Consider the following 17,133-nt stretch of genomic DNA (forward strand, 5'->3'; position numbering starts at 1 on the left):
CGTGCTCGTCGAACGCATGAGCCGCGCCGTGCTGCTGGCCAAGATGCCCGATGCGACTGCTGCGTCGGCGCTCGCCGCCTTCACGACCAAACTGCAATCGCTCGTCGAGCCGCTGCGTCAAACCCTGACCTACGATCAAGGTCGCGAAATGGCCCGACATGCCGAACTGACGGCCGCGACCAACGTGCGCGTCTACTTCTGTGACCCGCACAGCCCTTGGCAGCGCGGTACATGCGAAAACACCAACGGCCTGCTGCGTCAGTACTTGCCCAAGGGCACGGATCTGTCCATTTACTCTCAAGAGGACCTCGACGAGATTGCTGACAAGCTCAATACACGACCGCGTGCCACGCTGAACTGGTACACGCCTCTGCAAATCCTTGCTCAGGTCCTGGCTAACCCCACCGACCGAGTCCCTGTTCAGTAACCCGCGAGGTGTTGCACTTCGCTCTTGAAACCGCCCAGTGTTACCTTCCGCGCCCCGTTCGTTTGGACGGGCTGAAGACATCGGAGTAATTGAATATCGACGAATTCGAACTTGTCCGGATATCCGACGTATTCGAGCAGCGGTTGAACGAGCGGCGAGGTTCTGGACGGCGGCAGCAGCATATCGTTCGGGCCGAACCCGACCGGTGTGACCGGTATTCCGGCAAGCGGCATCCAGCGCCCGCTGTCGTCCGCTTCAACAAATGCGCTGCGGGCACGCAGCAGAACCGTATCCAGCAGCGCCGCGACCGTCTTGCGTTCGCCGGCGAGGTGGGCGCGCAGCGTGTCGGGCGAAACCGTCCCGAGCGGCGCGGCGGCCACCGTCGACGCAATCGTGATGGAAATGAAGCCAGTTGTGTTCGGCGGCAATGCGACGTGTGCCGGCGCAATGGTGCTGCGTGAGAATCGGGCGCTTGCAATGTGGACCGGCGCAAGCGTGACGTCATAGGCGGTTCGAAAACGAACTTCGCCGCCGCGTGATGTGAGTTCCATGCCACGCGGCAAGACGACCGGCTTGTCGGGCATATCCGTGGCCGGATCGAGGCGAGCGATCGAGCATGCCGGGAACGGCCGCAGATAGTGCGGGTGCAAGACTTGAAGCAGCGCTTCCGTGAATTTCGGTGCGCCGTCGTCCAGGTTGATGCGGATTTCGGCCGCAATCAACGCGAACGCCTGCATCATCCGCTGGACATGCGGGTCGCCCGTCTGGCCGCCCGTAAAACTCAGTCGGGCGGCAATTCGTGGATAGTCTTTGGAAAAGGCCGCGAGCTGATCTTCCAGCCTCGCCAGTTCCTGTTCGTAGTAGCCGCGTAGCTTGTCGTGCATATCCAACGTCGTGCGGTCTCTACGGTTCAAGACGCGCGTCGTATTATCCCGCGGTCATCGTAGTCGATTCTTCATCATCAGCGTTCTCCACAGCTTGCTGTTCAAGGGCAATTGGTTTCGAGTTTCGTGCCGAAGACGGCCAGTAATTTGGCCAACTCGGCATCGATCGTCTCCTCGGTCGCTATAGGACAGCCGCTTCAGTCCGCGACACATCATCGTGCATCGAAGCAATGCGTGCGGAAGGCCTTTGCTGAAACTATTGCAAAGTGTGTCTTCATGCATAGCAGTTCGATTGGCGTCGAGCATCAGAACTCGCACGCATCAGTCAACGTCAGCGTCGCGAACGGCCCGCCAAGCGTCGCATTGTGATGTGCGACGATCTGCTCCGCCGACAACTCCGGCGTGTCCATGCAGGTATGCCCATCCGCGACGAGCACCGCGCGAAAGCCGAGATCGCCGGCCGCACGGCAGGTCGTATCGACGCAGTACTGCGTTTTCATCCCCGCAATCACGATCTCGCCGATACCGGCCGCATGCAGCCACTCCGCGAGCCGCGTGCCGGCGAAGCAGTTGGGCCGGGTCTTGTCGAACACGGTGTCGCGTTGCGCATCGATCGCAAGCTCCGGCAACAGCGCGGCAAGCGGTGCGTCGGGCGCAATCGGCGAGCCGGCCGGGCCGGTGTGACGCACGGCGTACACAGGCGCGCCGGCTTCATGTGCACGGCGTATCAGCCGGTTGATGTTGGCCAGCACGCGTTCGCCGTCATGCGGACGATCGGGACCATGAAACAACCCGACCTGCATGTCGACGACGAGCAGCGCACGTTTGGGCGAACGGACTTCGGACATTGCGTTTCTCCTGAATGACCGGTGCGGACGGAGAAACGAAAAGACCCCGTCCGGAACCGGCGGGGCCTGTGGGAATCGGTGACGCTACGATCTTGCGCGCACTCGCCGCACGGGCCCGCCGAAGGCGGTCGTGCGCGTGGTCGTCGAAAGGGTGGCCGTAACGTTGTGCATGGAACGATCATGCCCGATGTGTGTGCGTAGCGTCAACGACCTACGCGCACATCAAACGACGTTCAATCGAGCGCTTTCCCCGCCTTCTCATCCATGCAACGAATGGCAAGCAACGTCATCGCACCGCAGCCGATCGCATACCACGCAGGCGCATTCGGATTGCCGGTCGCCGCGATCAGCCACGTGACGAAGAACTGCGCGAAACCACCGAAGATCGCGACGCCCACGCTATACACGAGCGCACCGCCCGTCGCACGCACGGCACGCGGAAACAACTCGCCGAGCATCGCACCGGTCGCGCCGATGTTGATCGCGTGCACGATCGACAGCGCGGCGATGATCGACAGCAGCGAGGTAGCGCCCGGCCAGCGGTTCAGCGCGATGAACGCGGGATAGATCGCGAGCATCAGTACGATGCGCGTCCACGACACGATCCGGTTGCGCCCGTAGACGTCGGACAGGTGGCCGCCGATCGGTGTCACGAGCATCAGGATCGCACCGGCGATGCAGCCTGCCGTCATCGACAGCCAGGTCGGCAGGTGCAGCACCTGCACGCCGTAGATCGCCATGTAGAACACGATGATGTAGTGGATCGACGTGCCGCCGATCGTCACGCCGAGCCCCGCGAACACGGCCTTGCCGTGATGGCGCAGCACGTCGGCGAGCGGCAGCGATGCGACCGATTCTTCATGCGCGGCGGCGGACGTGGCGGCCGGCACTTCCTCGACGGTGCGGCGCAGCCAATAGCCGAGCGGCACGAACAGCGTGCCGATGATGAACGGCACACGCCAGCCCCAGCTTTCGAGCTGCGCGGCGTTGAGCGTCGACGTCAGCGCGACGCCGGTCAGTGCGCCAGCGAGCGCGGCAAGCCCCTGGCTCGAGAACTGAAACGATGCATAGAAGCCGCGACGATGCTGCGGCGCTTGCTCGAGCAGCAGTGTCGTCGACGCGCCGACTTCGCCGCCCGACGCGAAGCCCTGCAGCAGCCGCGCGAGCACGAGCAGCAGCGGAGCGGCGATGCCGACCTGCGCGAAGGTCGGCGCGACCGCGATCGTCGCGGTGCCGAGCGCCATCAGCAGCAGCGTGAGGATCATCGCTTTCTTGCGGCCGGCGCGATCGGCATACATGCCGATCACGAGCCCGCCGAGCGGACGCGTGACGAAGCCGACGCCGAAGCTCGCGACCGCGAGCATCAACTGCCCGAACGACGAATGCACGGGAAAGAACAGCTTGCCGATCAGGATCGCAAAGAAGCTGTAGACCGTGAAGTCGTAGAACTCGAGCGCGTTGCCGACCGCGGCGGCCGCGATCAGGCGGCGTTTCTTCGCGGCGGTGCGGGCATCGGCCGGCGAGCCGGCGAACGGAAGGGCGGACGTTTCCATGGGGTTCCCCCGGTAAGCGCGGAACTGCGTGATGAAGAGCCGTGAGGAACGATCGTCAGGCGGCGAGCCACGCTTCGGCGACGCGCACCCAGTAGCTCGCACCGATCGCGAGAATGTCGTCGTTGAAGTCGTAGCCGGGGTTGTGCACCATGCAGCCGCCCTTGCTGCCGATCCCGTTGCCGATGAACGCATAGCAGCCGGGGCGCGCTTCGAGCATGAACGCGAAGTCTTCGCTGCCCATCAGCGGCGCGGCGTCGGTCTCGACGCGCTCGGCGCCGAGCATCTGGCGCGCGATGTCGGCCGCGAACGCGGTCGGCTCCGGATGATTGACGAGCACCGGGTAGCCATAGTCGTAATCGACTTCCGCGGTGACGCCGAAGCTTTCCGCCTGACCTTTCGCGAGCGCGTCGATACGGCGTGCGAGCAGCGCGCGCACGTCGGCGTTCAACGCGCGCACCGACAGCTTCATCACGACGGTTTCCGGAATGATGTTGAAGGTCTCGCCGGCCTGCACGCTGCCGACGGTGATCACGGCCGCATGCTGCGCGTCGACCTCGCGCGCGACGATCGTCTGCAGCGCAACCATGATGCTGCCGGCGGCCGACATCGGATCGCGCGCGAAGTGCGGCATCGCACCGTGCCCGCCGACGCCGCGCAGCGTGATCGTCACGCGGTCGGCCGACGCCAACGCGGCGCCGGTGCGGAACGCCATGTCGCCAGCCGCACGGCCCGGCATGTTATGGATCGCGAAGATCGCATCGCACGGGAAGCGGTCGAACAGGCCGTCGTCCATCATCGACTTCGCACCGCCGAAGTTTTCCTCGGCCGGCTGGAAGATCAGGTTCAGCGTGCCGGAGAACCGGCGCGTGGCCGCGAGGTGGCGCGCCGCGCACAGCAGCATCGCCGTATGGCCGTCGTGGCCGCATGCATGCATCTTGTTCGCGTGACGGCTCGCGTACGGCAGGCCGGTGGCTTCCGCGATCGGCAGCGCGTCCATGTCGGCGCGCAGGCCGACGGTGCGCGTGCCTTGTCCTTCGCGCAGCACGCCGACGACGCCGGTCTTGCCGATCCCGCGATGCACTTCGTAACCCCAGCCGGTAAGCAGTTCGGCGACGAGGTCGCTGGTCAGCGTTTCCTCGAATGCGAGTTCCGGATGAGCATGGATGCGGCGGCGCACGTCGATCAGATCGGGGGCGATCGCGGCGATGCCGGGGATGATGGGGTTCACGGCTTGCGGCATGGTGTCTCCAGTGGGGCTGGTGGGGCGATTGACGCGCATATGACGTGCAAGCATATAAATTTCTTTTGCGCACCAGAAGCTGCTAAATTGCTTTGGTGCACACCACTGGTTGCCGCTCGGGAATACCCTGAGCCGCCATGCGTCGCGGCACACAGGGTTTCCACGAATCACGCCTGCCGTCATGAAATACCATCAGCTGAAAGCGTTCGTCACCGTCGCGGAAGAAGGGAGCATCCGTGCGGCCGCGCGGCGCCTGAACGTGTCGCCGGCGGCATTGACGAAGGCGGTGAAGGAGCTGGAGATCGCGCTCGGCGTATCGCTCGTCGTGCGCACGGCGCGCGGCGTGCAGCTCACCGCGTTCGGCCAGCAGTTGCAGGTGCGCGCGCGGCTGATCGTCGCCGAGATGCAGCGCGCACGCGATGACATCGAGCAGGCGCAGGGCGCGATGACGGGCTCGGTCGCGGCGGCGATCACGCCGGCCGCCGCCGTGACGATCCTGCCCGACGCATTCCGCGCGTTCCGGCGGCGCTTTCCGGTCGCGCGCGTCAACCTCATCGAAGGGTTTCCGGGCGTCGCGCTGCCGCGGCTGCACGACGGCTCGCTCGACTTCGCGGTGGCCGTCGTCGTGCCCGAACTGCTCGCGGCCGAGTTCGATCACGCGGAACTCTATGCGAGCCGATCGCTGATCGTCGCGCGCAACGGGCATCCGCTCGCATCGGCCACGTCGCTCGCCGATCTCGTCGAAGCCGACTGGCTGATGAATCCGTCGCCGGAAAGCTCGACCCAGGTGTTGTTCAATTCATTCGTCGCATACGGGCTGCCGGTGCCGCAGCGGGTCGTCGAATGCCCGAGCTTCGGGCTCGCGCGCAGCCTGATGACGAGCTGCGACCTGATCGCATCGATGCCCGAACAACTGTTGCAAGGAGACTGGGCGCGCGACCAGTTCGTGGTGCTGCCGATCCGCGAGCGGCTGCCGGGCGTGTCGGTGCAGGTCGTCACGCGCCGCGACAGCCCGCTCACGCCGGCCGCAGCGATGCTGCTCGACTGCCTGCGCGATTCGGCGCGGCGCAAGGGGCTCCGATGAGCGGAGCGCGTGCGGGCACGAGCCATCCACAACGTAGTGATCCTGATGATCGGTCGCGTGCCTTCGTCGATTCCCGCGCGCGATTGCGTGCTTGCGGCAGGTGCGCCGCGAGCCGGTATCATATCGGCCGGCCCGCCGACCGGGCCGGCTTTCAACCACACGCCATCCGGCATCCAGCAATCAGAGGCATCACATGACCAGTGCAACCCAATTCGACAACGTATCGGTCGTCAAGCGCGCGAACGTCTATTTCGACGGCAAGTGCGTGTCGCACACCGTGCTCTTCCCGGACGGCACGCGCAAGACGCTCGGCGTGATCCTGCCGTGCGCGCTCAACTTCGGCACGGACGCGGCTGAATTGATGGAAGTGCAGGCCGGCAAGTGCCGCGTGAAGCTCGACGGCAGCAGCGAATGGCAAACCTACGGCGCCGGCGAATCGTTCTCGGTGCCGGGCAAGAGCCGCTTCGACATCGAAGTGCTCGAGACGCTCGACTACGTCTGCAGCTACCTGTAAGCACGTTCACGCAGGTATACCGCGCGCGACACGCGCACGCATCGGCCGCGCGGCCGGTGCGCAGAAAACGACAAGCCCCGCCGAAGCGGGGCTTGTCGCATGCGGGCGGCGCGATGCCGCCCGGCACGGCGCTTACAGGCAGGCGCTGATGTCGCCCGCGGAAGCGGCGTCGCCGCGAACGCCGACCCACGTCTTCGCGCCCGGCTTCGACGCCGGACGGATCATCGCGGCGGCGCCGTTCGGCGGTTGCTGGCCCGGTGCGTAGACATCGGTCGCGAGGCCGTTGGCGAGCACGTTCTGCGAGACCACCTGTTGCTGCGACTTGTCGGCCCAGGTCTTGGCGATGCACGCCGAGACGTCAGTCGCATCTTTCTGGCTTTGTCCCACATTCTGCACGGCCGAATCCGCCGCATGAGCAGAAATTGCCACGGTCAATGCGATGAGCGGTAAGTATTTCACGTTCACGTTTTATCTCCCTCGAGTCGTGATTGATTGAGTGGGATGCGCAGCAAAACTGCGTGCCTGTGAGAGTGCATCGAGCGAACGCGGTTCCGGTGAATCGGAAACAAGATGTTAATGCGCTTGCCGGACGACAATCCGAATGCGGTGCGCTTTGCCGCGATGCGACATGCGTCGCGCGCGACCCGAACGAGCCGGGGGCGCGACGACGACGTCATGCGCCGTGTGGTCTGCTCGCTGCCCGGTGATGTGGCGAATGATGAGCGCGGCGTGCTGCATGTCTTCGCATGTTGCGCCGCGACGCTTGTTATTGGCTGACGATGTGGAATGGCTGAATGGTTGGCCCCGTCGCATGCATTCCATGATGACAAACTTTCGTCAGTTGAATTGTCAACGAAGTTTAGACGAGGGCACGCGGAACGCAAAAACGGCGCGCGGTGCGCGCCGATTCGTGAGGCGGAGTGAAGCAGGAGGCGCGCGGTGCATGGCGCCGCGCCGCGCGCGCTGGCGGCGTCAGCCGGTCTTGCGAGCGCCGATGTCGCGCAGGTTGGCCGGCACGACCGGGCGGAAGCGTTCGCGCTTCTGCTCGTCGTCGAAGTGCTGGAGCGCGGGCTTGATGAGGTCGCTGCGCGACACGATGCCGGTGATGCGCAGCGACTGCGGATCGTCGACGACGGGCAGGCGCTCGAGGCCGAGCATCGCGAGTCGCGACGCGACGACACGGCACGTTTCGTGCGCGAGCGCGACCGCGGGTGCGCGATCGGCGAACGCGCTCGCGAGCGTCGCGCCGGCACCGGCTTGTGCGCGCTGCGCATCGAGCGTCGCACGATCGACGAGGCCGAGCAGGCGGCCGTTCTGCACCACCGGATACGCACGGTGCGTCTGCGTCGCGCCGAAGTACTGCGACTCGACCACGTCGAGCGTCGTTGCGCCGTCGATCGCGACGAGCGCATCGGCGGACGTCATCACTTCGCCCACGTCATGCCGCTCGAGCGGGTCGACGCCGTATTCGCGGTAGATGTGATAACCGCGGCGCGCGATCTTCTCGGTCATGATCGAGCGCTTCATCACGATGGTCGCGAAGCCGTGCGCGACGAGCGTCGCCGCGAGCAGCGGCAGCAGCGCATTCGCATCGTGCGTGAGGCCGAACGCGAACACGATCGCGGTGAGCGGCGCGCCGAGCGTGGCGCCGAGCGTCGCTGCCATGCAGACGAGCGGCCACAGCGCAGGATCGCCGCCGGGCAGCACCGGCGACAGCACGGTACCGAGGCCCGCGCCGAGCATCAGCAGCGGGGCGAGCACACCGCCCGACGTGCCGGAGCCGAGCGCGATCACCCACATCACGGCCTTCACGATCAGCAGCGCAAGCGCGATCTTCAGCGCGATGTGCTGGTGCAGCAGGTCGCCGATCACCTCATAGCCGACGCCGAGCGCGCGCGGCTCGAGCCAGCCGCCGATGCCGATCACGACCGCGCCGATCGCCGGCCACCACATCCAGTGCACCGGCAGTTTCGCGAAGCTATCTTCGACACGGTACAGCGCAGCCGACAGGCCGCATGCGAGCATGCCCGACAGCAGGCCCGCGACGATGCACGACAGCAGCGCGACGGGCGTCGGCGCGGAAGTGGTCAGCGGAAACAGCGGGCCGGCGCCGAAGAACACGGCGCGCGCAAAACCGGCCACCGCACACGCGAGCGCGACCGGCAGGAAACTGCGCGGCCGCCATTCGAACAGCAGCAGCTCGACCGCGAGCAGCACGGCGGCGACCGGCGTGCCGAACACGGCCGTCATGCCGGCGGCCGCGCCGGCGACGAGCAGCGTCTTGCGCTCGGCGGCGGTCACGTGCACGCATTGCGCGATCAGCGAACCCAGCGCGCCGCCCGTCATGATGATCGGCCCTTCGGCACCGAACGGCCCGCCGCTGCCGATCACGACGCCGGACGACAGCGGCTTGAGCACGGCGACCTTCGGCGACATGCGGCTCTTGCCGAACAGGATCGCTTCGATCGCTTCCGGAATGCCGTGGCCGCGGATCTTCTCCGAGCCGAAGCGCGCCATCAGGCCGACGATCAGCCCGCCGATCACCGGCACGACGATCACCCACGCGCCGAGCGTGTTGTTGGCGGGCGAATGATCGGCGAACGAAAACTGCTGGAAGAAGAACAGGTTCGTGAACAGGTGAATCAGGCTCAACAGCACGAACGCCGCCAGCGTGCTGAGCAAGCCGATCCCGGCAGCGAGCAACGCGATCCTGGGCAGGCGTTCGTTGGTCGAGAAATCGCGTTTGTGTGGTGCGTTCATCGGAGTCGAGAAGGTTGGTAACGCGTGGGTCAGTAATCGATCTGCGGGACCTGGAATGCGCCCTTCAGCGATGTCAGCTCGGCGCGATGCATCGCCGCGAGGCGGGCCAGCAGCGTCTCGCCGGCCGGCTCGAGATGAACCTCGACCTGCCGGCGGTCCGCTTCGCTCGTCTTGCGCTTCACGAGGCCGAGCGCCTCGCAGCGCGTGACCAGCGCGACGACGCCGTGATGCTGCGCCTGCAGGCGTTCCGCGAGTTCCCCGATGGTTGCCCATTCGCGGTGCGGGTAGCCCTTGATGTGCAACAGCAGCAGGTATTGTAGCGGCGTCACGCCTTCGCTTTGCGCGGCGCGTTCGGAGAAGCGCTCGAAACGGCGCATCTGATAGCGGAACTCGGACAGTTGCTGAAAATCGCCTTTGGTCAGTACGCGTCGGGTGTCGGTCATTGCAGTCGGTCGGGCAGGCAGTTTCGGTAGCGCGAAATATATCACAACATGATATAAATGGCCGGATGTTGGCGGAATGAACTGCATTCCGCGGTGCGCCGGTGTTACGCGGCCTCGAGCATCTGCGTCTGCTGGTACAGGCCGGTGACGAGATCCGTCTGCGTAATGATCCCGACGAGCCGGCGCGATGCGTCGACGACCGGGATGTGGTGGTGGCCCGAATGCGTGAACAGCGGCACCAGCGCGGTGATCGGCATCGTCTGCGGGACGGACGCGACGTCGCGCGTCATCACGGTCGCGACGCTGGCGGGCTGGCCGCCGAACGACTGCGGCAGCCGCGCGGCCAGCCGCTGCCACAGCGGGGTCGGGCGACGCAACTGACGCGTGAGGTCGGCGCGCGTGACGATGCCGATCAGACGATCGTCGCCATCGACGACCGGCAGCGCCTTCACGCGATGGCGGTCGAGCAGCGTGAGCGCGGCCGGCACCGGGGTCGACGGCGCGACTTCGATCGCGTTCTTCGTCATCAGGTCCGCACACGTGAGCTGGCCGAACGTGCGCGTATACGCCTGCATCTCGGTTTCGCGCAGCAGCATTTCGAGGTCGTCCGGATCGACGTCGAGCCACTCGCTGCGGCGCTTGAGCACCGCGTCGAGGTCGCCGCGCGTGAAGCCGCCGCGTGCCGGCGCGGTCGTGCCTGCCTGCGGTTTCGCGTCGGGACGCACGCCGCCGTGCGGGTAGCGGTGGCCCGTCAGTGCGTGGTACAGAAGTGCGGCCGACAACAGGATCGCGGACTGCAACGCGATCGGCTCGACCACGAAGCCGAAGCCGAGCGCGTGAATCGCCGGGCCGCCGAGCACGGCCGTCAGCGCAACCGCGCCCGACGGCGGGTGCACGCAGCGCAGCGCGAACATGCCGCCGATCGCGAGTGCGACCGCGACCGCGGCGGCCGTGATCGGATCCGCGATCCATTGCGCACATGCAACACCGACCGTCGCCGCGACGAGATTGCCGCCGATGATCGACCACGGCTGCGCGAGCGGACTCGCGGGCACCGCGAACAGCAGCACGGCCGACGCGCCCATCGGCGCGACGAGCAGTGGCACGAGGCCCGGCACGCCGGGCAGCAGCCGCATCGTGATGCCGACGGTCGCGATGCCGACGAGCGCCCCCATGCACGAACGCATGCGTTCGCGCCAGCCGAGCGTCATCGGGTGGGGAATGAAGCTGTGCAGCCACTGCCGGAACGTGCGGCGCGACGAGGAGGTGCCTGACGACATGGACGGTAAGCAGTAGGAATGACGGCGCGAGCTGACGCATCGCGGGCGAGGGCCGAATTATATCGCGTCGTGATACAAATTGCCGCGCCGCATCAACACGTCGCATGCGCGCGACGCACGTATCTTGCAAAAGCCTTTCATCGGGTGAAAACGTGTGGGCCGCGTGAATGCGCACATTTGTCTGCAGCGGCGTACAATTCGGCCCACCGAATCCCCCGATATGTCAGAACCACGTCCGCGATGCCCGCTCTCACGCCTGTTCCCCGGCACGGTGATCGCTTTTGCGTGGTTCGCGCGCGCGTCCCGTTTCCGCTCTGACGCGAACGCCGCCGCCTTTTCTCCACCGACACTCCCCAAGCCAATTCAATGGACATGCTCGAAAACATGCGCCTGTTCGTGCGCGTTGTCGAAGCCGGCAGTTTTACCGCAGTCGCCAAGGAAATCGACGCGACCACCGCACAGGTGTCGCGCGCGGTATCGAATCTCGAGGCGCACGTACAGACGCGCCTGCTGCATCGCACGACGCGCCATCTCGGTCTGACCGAAAGCGGCGAACGCTATTTCGAGCGTGCGAAGTCGATTCTCGCGGAAATCGACTACGCGAATGCGGAGGCGCGCAATGCGCTGCTCAGGCCGAGCGGCAAGATGCGCATCCATGCGATGACGGGACTCGGGCAGAGTCATGTCGTGTCGTCGATCGTGCGTTACCAGGAAGACAACCCGGACGTGTCGGTCGAGCTGACGCTCGCGCAACGGATGCCGAATCTCGTCGAGGAAGGCTACGACGTGTCGATCGTGACCGCGTCGCAACTGCCCGATTCGGGCTACGTCGCGCAGACCTGCGGCACGAGCTGCAGCGTGCTGGTCGCATCGCACGACTATCTGGCGCGCCACGGCACGCCGAAGACGCCGGACGACCTGCCGAACCACGTATGCCTGCGCCTCGATACGCCCGCATCGCCGGCGAGCGAGTGGCGGCTCGAGCGCAACGATGGCGAAGAGGCGGTGTATGAACTGCAGCCGGCGCCGTTCCAGGTCAACGTGCCGGACGCGCTGTGCGTCGCGGTGCGGGCTGGCCGCGGCATCGCGTGCGTTGCGCTGTACACCGTGCTCGACGACATCCGCGAAGGGCGGCTGATTCGCGTGCTGCCCGAATACCGGCTGCAGACGGTGAGCGTATATGCCGTCTATGCGACGCGCCGCTATCTCGACGCGAAGATCCGCACGTTCCTCGACCACCTGCGCACGACGCTCACGCCGGCGCTGGAAAACGATCTGCGCGAACTCGACCGGCTCGCGGTCGACGAGATGCCGGCCATACCTCACCGCGCGTAACACGGCGCGCGACCGCCGCGCGAGCGCGACCGCGATCGCGATCGCGCGGCGTGCCGGCGCTCATGCGTGCGGCGTCACGCGAATCCGCTCGAAGCGGCCCGCGAGCCACGCGTACGCGGCGATGCCGATCAGCCCGTGCGCGGCGACGAACCACAGTGCGCCCGCGAACGAGCCGGTGTGCGCGACGAAGTAGCCGATCACGAGCGGCGTGACGATCCCCGCGATGTTGCCGAGGCCGTTGAACACGCCGCCGCTCAGGCCGACCATGCCTTCCGGCGCGGTATCGGCGAGCACCGCCCAGCCGACCGCCGCAAGCCCCTTGCCGAAGAACGCGATCGTCATCAGCGCGATCACGACGGCGTTCGACGACGCGCCGTTCGCGAGCACGAGCAGCGTGGCCATCGCCATCCCCACGACGAACGGCGTCTTGCGCGCCTTCGACGGATGCACGCCGCGCCGGATCAGCCAGTCCGACAACACGCCGCCAAGCACGCCGCCGGTGAACCCGCACAGCGCCGGCAGCGCGGCGACCCAGCCCGCTTCCATGATCGTCATCCCGCGCCCCTTGATCAGATAGATCGGGAACCACGTGATGAAGAAGTAGGTGAGCGCCGTGATGCAGTACTGACCGATATAGATCGCCCACAGGTTGCGGTGGCGGAACAGTTGCGACGCATCGCGCCACGAGACGCGTGCGCGGTGGCGGACGCGGTTCGCCTCCAGGTCGACGAGCGCACCGTGGGCGCGCAGGTAGTCGCGCTCCGCATCGCTCACGCGCGGATGGCCGTGCGGCTCGCGATACCACGCGAACCACAGCACCGCGAGCGCGATACCGAGCAGCCCCATCCACAGAAACACGTGCTCCCAGCCGAGCGTGTGCGTGAGCCACGCCATCGCGGGCGTGAACAGCACGACGGCCATGTATTGCGCGGAATTGAACAGGGCCGACGCGGTGCCGCGCTCGGCCGTCGGGAACCAGCACGCGACGATGCGCGAATTGGCCGGGAACGCCGGCGATTCGACGAGGCCAAGCATGAAGCGCATCGCGAACAGCGCGAGCGTCGCCGCCGCGCCCTGCACGGCGAACCCGCCGACCATGCCCTGCAGCATCGTGAAGACCGACCACAGCAGCAGGCTCAGGCCGTACACGCGGCGCGCGCCGAAGCGGTCGAGCAGCCAGCCGCCCGGGATCTGGCCGATCGCATAGGCCCATGCGAATGCCGAGAAGACGATGCCGAGCTGCACGGGCGTCAGCCCGAGATCGTGCGCGACGCCGGTGCCGGCGATCGACATCGTCGCGCGGTCCGCATAGTTGACGACGGTGACCGCGAAGATCAGCGCGAGCACCGTATAGCGGACGCGGCCGATCGCGCGCGATGCGGCGGGTGAGGCGGGCGAGGCGGTGGCGGTTGCGCTCCCGCTGGATTGGTTAGACATGCGTGTCTCCTGGCCTCCGTCGTGCGGGGGCGTCTGGTTTCGTGTTGTGGTGCGGGTGGGCGGCGCGTGCCGCGGTCAGGTCGTGACGCTGGTCGGCGGCCGCTGGCCGGCGAAGCAGGCGGCGAGATTCGCGAGCACGATGCGGCCCATCGCTTCGCGCGTCTCGTGCGTGGCGCTCGCGCGGTGCGGCTGCACGACGACGCGCTCGAGTTCGAGCAGCGCGGCCGGCACGTGCGGTTCGTCGGCGAACACGTCGAGGCCGGCGCCGGCGATCGTGCCGTCGGCGAGGGCGCGCACGAGCGCGGCTTCGTCGACGAGCTTGCCGCGCGCGACATTGATCAGGAATCCTTTGCTGCCCAGCGCGGCGAGCACGTCGGCCGTTATCAGCACGTTGCCGTGATCGGCGGAGGCCGCGAGCACCAGCACGTCGCTGTCCCGCGCGAGTGCGATCAGGTCGGGCTCGTAGCGATAGCCGCTGTCGCGATGCTCGCGCGGGCCGAAATAGCCGACGGGCATCCGGAACGCCTGCGCGCGTTGCGCGATCGCGCGCCCGACGCGGCCGAGGCCGACGATGCCGAGCCGCTTGCCCGTCACCTGCGTCGCGAGCGGCTGCGCGGTCTTGCCCCAGCGGCGGGCGCGCACGATCCGCTCGCCGGCGCCAAGCTGGCGCAGCGTCATCAGGATCAGCCCCATCGCCATGTCGGCGACGTCGTCGGTCAGCACGTCGGGCGTCGTCGTCACGTGGACGCCCCGTGCGCGGGCGCGCTCGAGATCGACGGCGTCGGTGCCGATGCCGCTGATCGCGATGATCTCGAGTGCGCTCAGCCGGTCCATCAACGCGGCCGACAACCCGTTCGCGCCGCCCGTCACGACGCCGCGGATACGCGGCGCGACGCGATCGAGCAGCGCGTCCGGCTGGTCGGCCGCATACAGGCGATGCACCGCGTAACGGGCGGACAGTTCGGCGTCGATGATGTCGGGAAGCGGCTGGGTGAGCAGGATATCGATGGTCATGAAGGTCTCGGTCGTCGTGCGCGGCGCGGGCCGCGCATCAGGTGCAACCGAGTATAGAAACCACATCGATATCGGTCTAACATCAAAAGACTATCGATTGATTCAAGAATTGAATGATTGAACTGAACCAGCTTCGCTGTTTCGTCGCCGTCGCCGAGGAACTGCACTTCGGCCGCGCGGCCAGGCGGCTTTTCATGACGCAGCCGCCGCTCAGCCGGCAGATCCAGTTGCTCGAACATGCGCTCGGCATCGCGTTGCTCGAACGCAGCAGCCGGCAGGTCAGGCTGACCGCGGCCGGCGAGCGCTTCCTGCGCGATGCGCGGCACATCCTCGAATTTTCCGCGCGGGCGGAGCAGGCCGCGCAGCGCGTCGCGCATGGCGGCGCCGGGCGCATCACGCTCGGCTTCACGGCCGTCAGCGCATACCGGATGATTCCGGTGCTGCTCGCGCACGCGGCGCACGCGTTGCCGGACGTCGATGTCGAACTGCGCGAGATGGTGTCGACCGTGCAGATCGACGCGCTCGCGTCGCGCATGCTCGATGCGGGCTTCGTGCGCCAGCGTGCCGCGCGACACCCGCTCGAATACCGGCTCGTGCAGCGCGAGCCGATGCTCGTCGCCGTCGCGCAGGGCGCGCCGCTCGCCGCGTACGAGCGGATCGGCCCCGACGAACTCGACCGGCAGCCGTTCATCGCATATTCGCCGAACGAGGGGAAGTACTTCCACGACATGATCTCGGGGATGTTCGCCGGCGCCGGGCGCCTGCCGAACTATCTGCATTACGTCGGGCAGACGCATACGATCCTCGGCCTCGTGCGCGCCGGGCTCGGTGCGGCGCTGGTGCCTGCATCGGCGCGCGAGCTGCATGTCGACGGCGTGGTGTTCCGGCCGCTCGCCGGCGTCGACGTGGCGGCCGAGCTGTATCTCGCGTGGCGCGCCGATAACGACAATCCGGCGCTGCCCGTGTTCAACGCGATGGTCGAGCGGTTTCTGACAGAAGGGGCGGACGGCGGAGTCGTGTAACGCCCGAGTCTCGCCCTGAAAGTCAGTTGTCTGATGATAGGGGCGGCAGCCGGGCCTCAAGCCGCGCCGACGGCCCGCCGGCGCCCCCGAAATCCACGTTGTACCTTGGATTCGCGCCGAAAACAGCGACACGTCCGTCGATTTTTTCACCCGAAAACCGGGGAAACCCTCATTTGATCTCATCGGTCATCGTATTACTGTATCGATACACTAAATCGATACAGTGCGCCTGAAGGCGCAATCGCAAAGGAGACGTCCATGACTACCTTCACCCGGCGGCGCTTTCTGCAAACGGCATCCGCGGCCACGCTCGCGGTCGCGGGCGGTTTGCCGGAGCTCGCCCGCGCGGCGCAGCCGAGCGTGACGCTGCGCTGCTCGTCGTCGATGCCGGCCGACCAGAACGCCGCGCATTACGTGTGGTACGAGCGCCTCGCCGCGAACCTGAAGGCGAGCGTCGGTGACGCGATCCGGGTCGACTACTTTCCGAACAGCCAGCTCGGCAAGGAGAGCGACGTCGCGCAGCAGGTGAAGATCGGGTCGATCGACATGATGATCGCCGGGTCGTCGATCTGGGCGACGGTCGCGCCGGAGCTCGGCATGCTCGATCTCGGCTACCTGTTCGACAGCTATGCGCACGTCGCGAAGGCGCTCGACGGTCCGGTCGGCACCAGCCTGAACGCGCTGCTGCAAAAGCGCTCGGGCTGTTCGGTGCTGACGTGGGGCTCGCACTTCGGCGGGCGCTGCGTATTCACCAAGCAGCCCGTCACGGCGCTGCAGGGCGTGAAGGGCACGAAGCTGCGCGTGCTGCCGACGCCGGCGTTCATGGACACCTTCAAGGTGATGGGCGCGGTGCCGACGCCGATTCCGTTCGGCGAGCTGTACATGGCCGTGCAGACGGGCGTCGTCGACGGGCTCGAGCACGATCCGGCCACCGTGCTCGCGAGCCGCTTCGACGAGATCGTCAAGTCGTGCTGGCAATCGCACCACGTGTTCGCGGCGATGACGGTGGTGATGGGGCGGCGCGCGCTCGACCGGATCCCCGCGAACCTGCGCCCGGCGTTCGATCGCGCGGTGGCCGATGCGACCGTGCAGCAGCGCGCGATTGCGACGCAGAAGGCCGCGCAGGCCGAGCAGGCGTTGAAGCAGCACGGGATGACGTTCCATCCGATCGCGGACGCCGAGCGCACGGCGCTGCGGCAGGCGATGCACGACCGGCTCTACGTGCCGTTCGCGAAGCAGTATCCGGCGACCGCGTCGCTGTTTCCGGCGATCGCCGCCGCGCGGGGTTGAGC

At 66.8% G+C, this 17,133-nt stretch carries 18 protein-coding genes; 8 read left to right on the forward strand and 10 right to left on the reverse strand.

The window, feature by feature from the left end; translation table 11 throughout:
* The coding region (locus tag O1Q03_RS00005; RefSeq protein ID WP_269500940.1) for an IS30 family transposase at window positions 1-427 on the forward strand (427 nt) is incomplete at its 5' end.
* On the opposite strand, the gene O1Q03_RS00010 is transcribed toward O1Q03_RS00005, so the two are convergent.
* From O1Q03_RS00010 to O1Q03_RS00025, 4 genes are all read right to left on the reverse strand, one after another.
* Window positions 421-1,311, reverse strand: coding sequence for a type VI secretion system baseplate subunit TssF (locus O1Q03_RS00010; protein ID WP_269500941.1), 891 nt, complete (start codon window positions 1,309-1,311; stop codon window positions 421-423). The genes O1Q03_RS00005 and O1Q03_RS00010 overlap by 7 nt on opposite strands.
* A 305-nt stretch (window positions 1,312-1,616) precedes the next feature.
* The gene (locus O1Q03_RS00015) at window positions 1,617-2,159 is read right to left on the reverse strand and encodes a cysteine hydrolase family protein (protein WP_269500942.1); all 543 of its coding nucleotides are present in this window, start codon (window positions 2,157-2,159) and stop codon (window positions 1,617-1,619) included.
* A 233-nt stretch (window positions 2,160-2,392) separates the two neighbouring features.
* Window positions 2,393-3,712, reverse strand: a complete 1,320-nt coding sequence (locus O1Q03_RS00020) for an MFS transporter (protein ID WP_269500943.1) — start codon at window positions 3,710-3,712, stop codon at window positions 2,393-2,395.
* A gap of 55 nt (window positions 3,713-3,767) precedes the next feature.
* Window positions 3,768-4,952: a M20 aminoacylase family protein gene (locus O1Q03_RS00025; RefSeq protein ID WP_269500944.1), complete on the reverse strand. Its 1,185-nt coding sequence runs from the start codon at window positions 4,950-4,952 to the stop codon at window positions 3,768-3,770.
* A gap of 181 nt (window positions 4,953-5,133) precedes the next feature.
* Between O1Q03_RS00025 and O1Q03_RS00030 the strand changes: the two genes are divergently transcribed.
* Together O1Q03_RS00030 and ppnP are read left to right on the forward strand one after the other, a co-directional pair.
* Window positions 5,134-6,036 carry a LysR substrate-binding domain-containing protein gene (locus O1Q03_RS00030; RefSeq protein ID WP_269500945.1) on the forward strand — a complete coding sequence of 301 codons (903 nt, stop codon included), beginning with the start codon at window positions 5,134-5,136 and terminating at the stop codon, window positions 6,034-6,036.
* Between the two features lie 193 nt (window positions 6,037-6,229).
* Window positions 6,230-6,550, forward strand: a complete 321-nt coding sequence (ppnP, locus tag O1Q03_RS00035) for a pyrimidine/purine nucleoside phosphorylase (protein WP_012366195.1) — start codon at window positions 6,230-6,232, stop codon at window positions 6,548-6,550.
* A 132-nt stretch (window positions 6,551-6,682) separates the two neighbouring features.
* Here the strand turns inward: ppnP and O1Q03_RS00040 are convergent, their stop codons facing one another.
* Window positions 6,683-7,015 carry a hypothetical protein gene (locus O1Q03_RS00040; protein WP_269500948.1) on the reverse strand — a complete coding sequence of 111 codons (333 nt, stop codon included), beginning with the start codon at window positions 7,013-7,015 and terminating at the stop codon, window positions 6,683-6,685.
* A gap of 105 nt (window positions 7,016-7,120) precedes the next feature.
* On the opposite strand from O1Q03_RS00040, the gene O1Q03_RS00045 reads away from it, so the two are divergent.
* Window positions 7,121-7,327, forward strand: a complete 207-nt coding sequence (locus tag O1Q03_RS00045; RefSeq protein ID WP_269500949.1) for a hypothetical protein — start codon at window positions 7,121-7,123, stop codon at window positions 7,325-7,327.
* A gap of 195 nt (window positions 7,328-7,522) precedes the next feature.
* Here the strand turns inward: O1Q03_RS00045 and O1Q03_RS00050 are convergent, their stop codons facing one another.
* The 3 genes from O1Q03_RS00050 to O1Q03_RS00060 form a co-directional block, all read right to left on the reverse strand.
* Window positions 7,523-9,310: a chloride channel protein gene (locus O1Q03_RS00050; protein WP_269500950.1), complete on the reverse strand. Its 1,788-nt coding sequence runs from the start codon at window positions 9,308-9,310 to the stop codon at window positions 7,523-7,525.
* Between the two features lie 29 nt (window positions 9,311-9,339).
* Window positions 9,340-9,753 carry a MarR family winged helix-turn-helix transcriptional regulator gene (locus tag O1Q03_RS00055; RefSeq protein ID WP_269500951.1) on the reverse strand — a complete coding sequence of 138 codons (414 nt, stop codon included), beginning with the start codon at window positions 9,751-9,753 and terminating at the stop codon, window positions 9,340-9,342.
* A 104-nt stretch (window positions 9,754-9,857) separates the two neighbouring features.
* On the reverse strand, window positions 9,858-11,033 hold the full coding sequence (locus tag O1Q03_RS00060; RefSeq protein ID WP_269500952.1) for an HPP family protein: 1,176 nt from the start codon (window positions 11,031-11,033) through the stop codon (window positions 9,858-9,860).
* Window positions 11,034-11,399: 366 nt separating this feature from the next.
* Between O1Q03_RS00060 and O1Q03_RS00065 the strand changes: the two genes are divergently transcribed.
* Entirely contained in the window at window positions 11,400-12,368 is a 969-nt protein-coding gene (locus O1Q03_RS00065; protein WP_269500953.1) for a LysR family transcriptional regulator, read from the forward strand.
* Window positions 12,369-12,428: 60 nt separating this feature from the next.
* Here the strand turns inward: O1Q03_RS00065 and O1Q03_RS00070 are convergent, their stop codons facing one another.
* Complete coding sequence (locus tag O1Q03_RS00070) at window positions 12,429-13,805, reverse strand: MFS transporter (RefSeq protein WP_269500954.1); 1,377 nt, start codon at window positions 13,803-13,805, stop codon at window positions 12,429-12,431.
* Between the two features lie 75 nt (window positions 13,806-13,880).
* Window positions 13,881-14,819: a 2-hydroxyacid dehydrogenase gene (locus tag O1Q03_RS00075; RefSeq protein ID WP_269500955.1), complete on the reverse strand. Its 939-nt coding sequence runs from the start codon at window positions 14,817-14,819 to the stop codon at window positions 13,881-13,883.
* Here O1Q03_RS00075 and O1Q03_RS00080 point away from each other — a divergent pair.
* From O1Q03_RS00080 to O1Q03_RS00090, 3 genes are all read left to right on the forward strand, one after another.
* Window positions 14,818-14,940, forward strand: a complete 123-nt coding sequence (locus tag O1Q03_RS00080) for a hypothetical protein (protein WP_269500956.1) — start codon at window positions 14,818-14,820, stop codon at window positions 14,938-14,940. The genes O1Q03_RS00075 and O1Q03_RS00080 overlap by 2 nt on opposite strands.
* Window positions 14,933-15,841: a LysR substrate-binding domain-containing protein gene (locus O1Q03_RS00085; protein ID WP_269500957.1), complete on the forward strand. Its 909-nt coding sequence runs from the start codon at window positions 14,933-14,935 to the stop codon at window positions 15,839-15,841. The genes O1Q03_RS00080 and O1Q03_RS00085 overlap by 8 nt, the downstream gene beginning before the upstream one ends.
* Window positions 15,842-16,099: 258 nt before the next feature.
* Entirely contained in the window at window positions 16,100-17,131 is a 1,032-nt protein-coding gene (locus O1Q03_RS00090; RefSeq protein ID WP_269500958.1) for a TRAP transporter substrate-binding protein, read from the forward strand.
* Window positions 17,132-17,133: the final 2 nt, after the last annotated feature.

It is taken from the genome of Burkholderia sp. IMCC1007 (assembly GCF_027257875.1).
GTDB lineage: Bacteria > Pseudomonadota > Gammaproteobacteria > Burkholderiales > Burkholderiaceae > Burkholderia.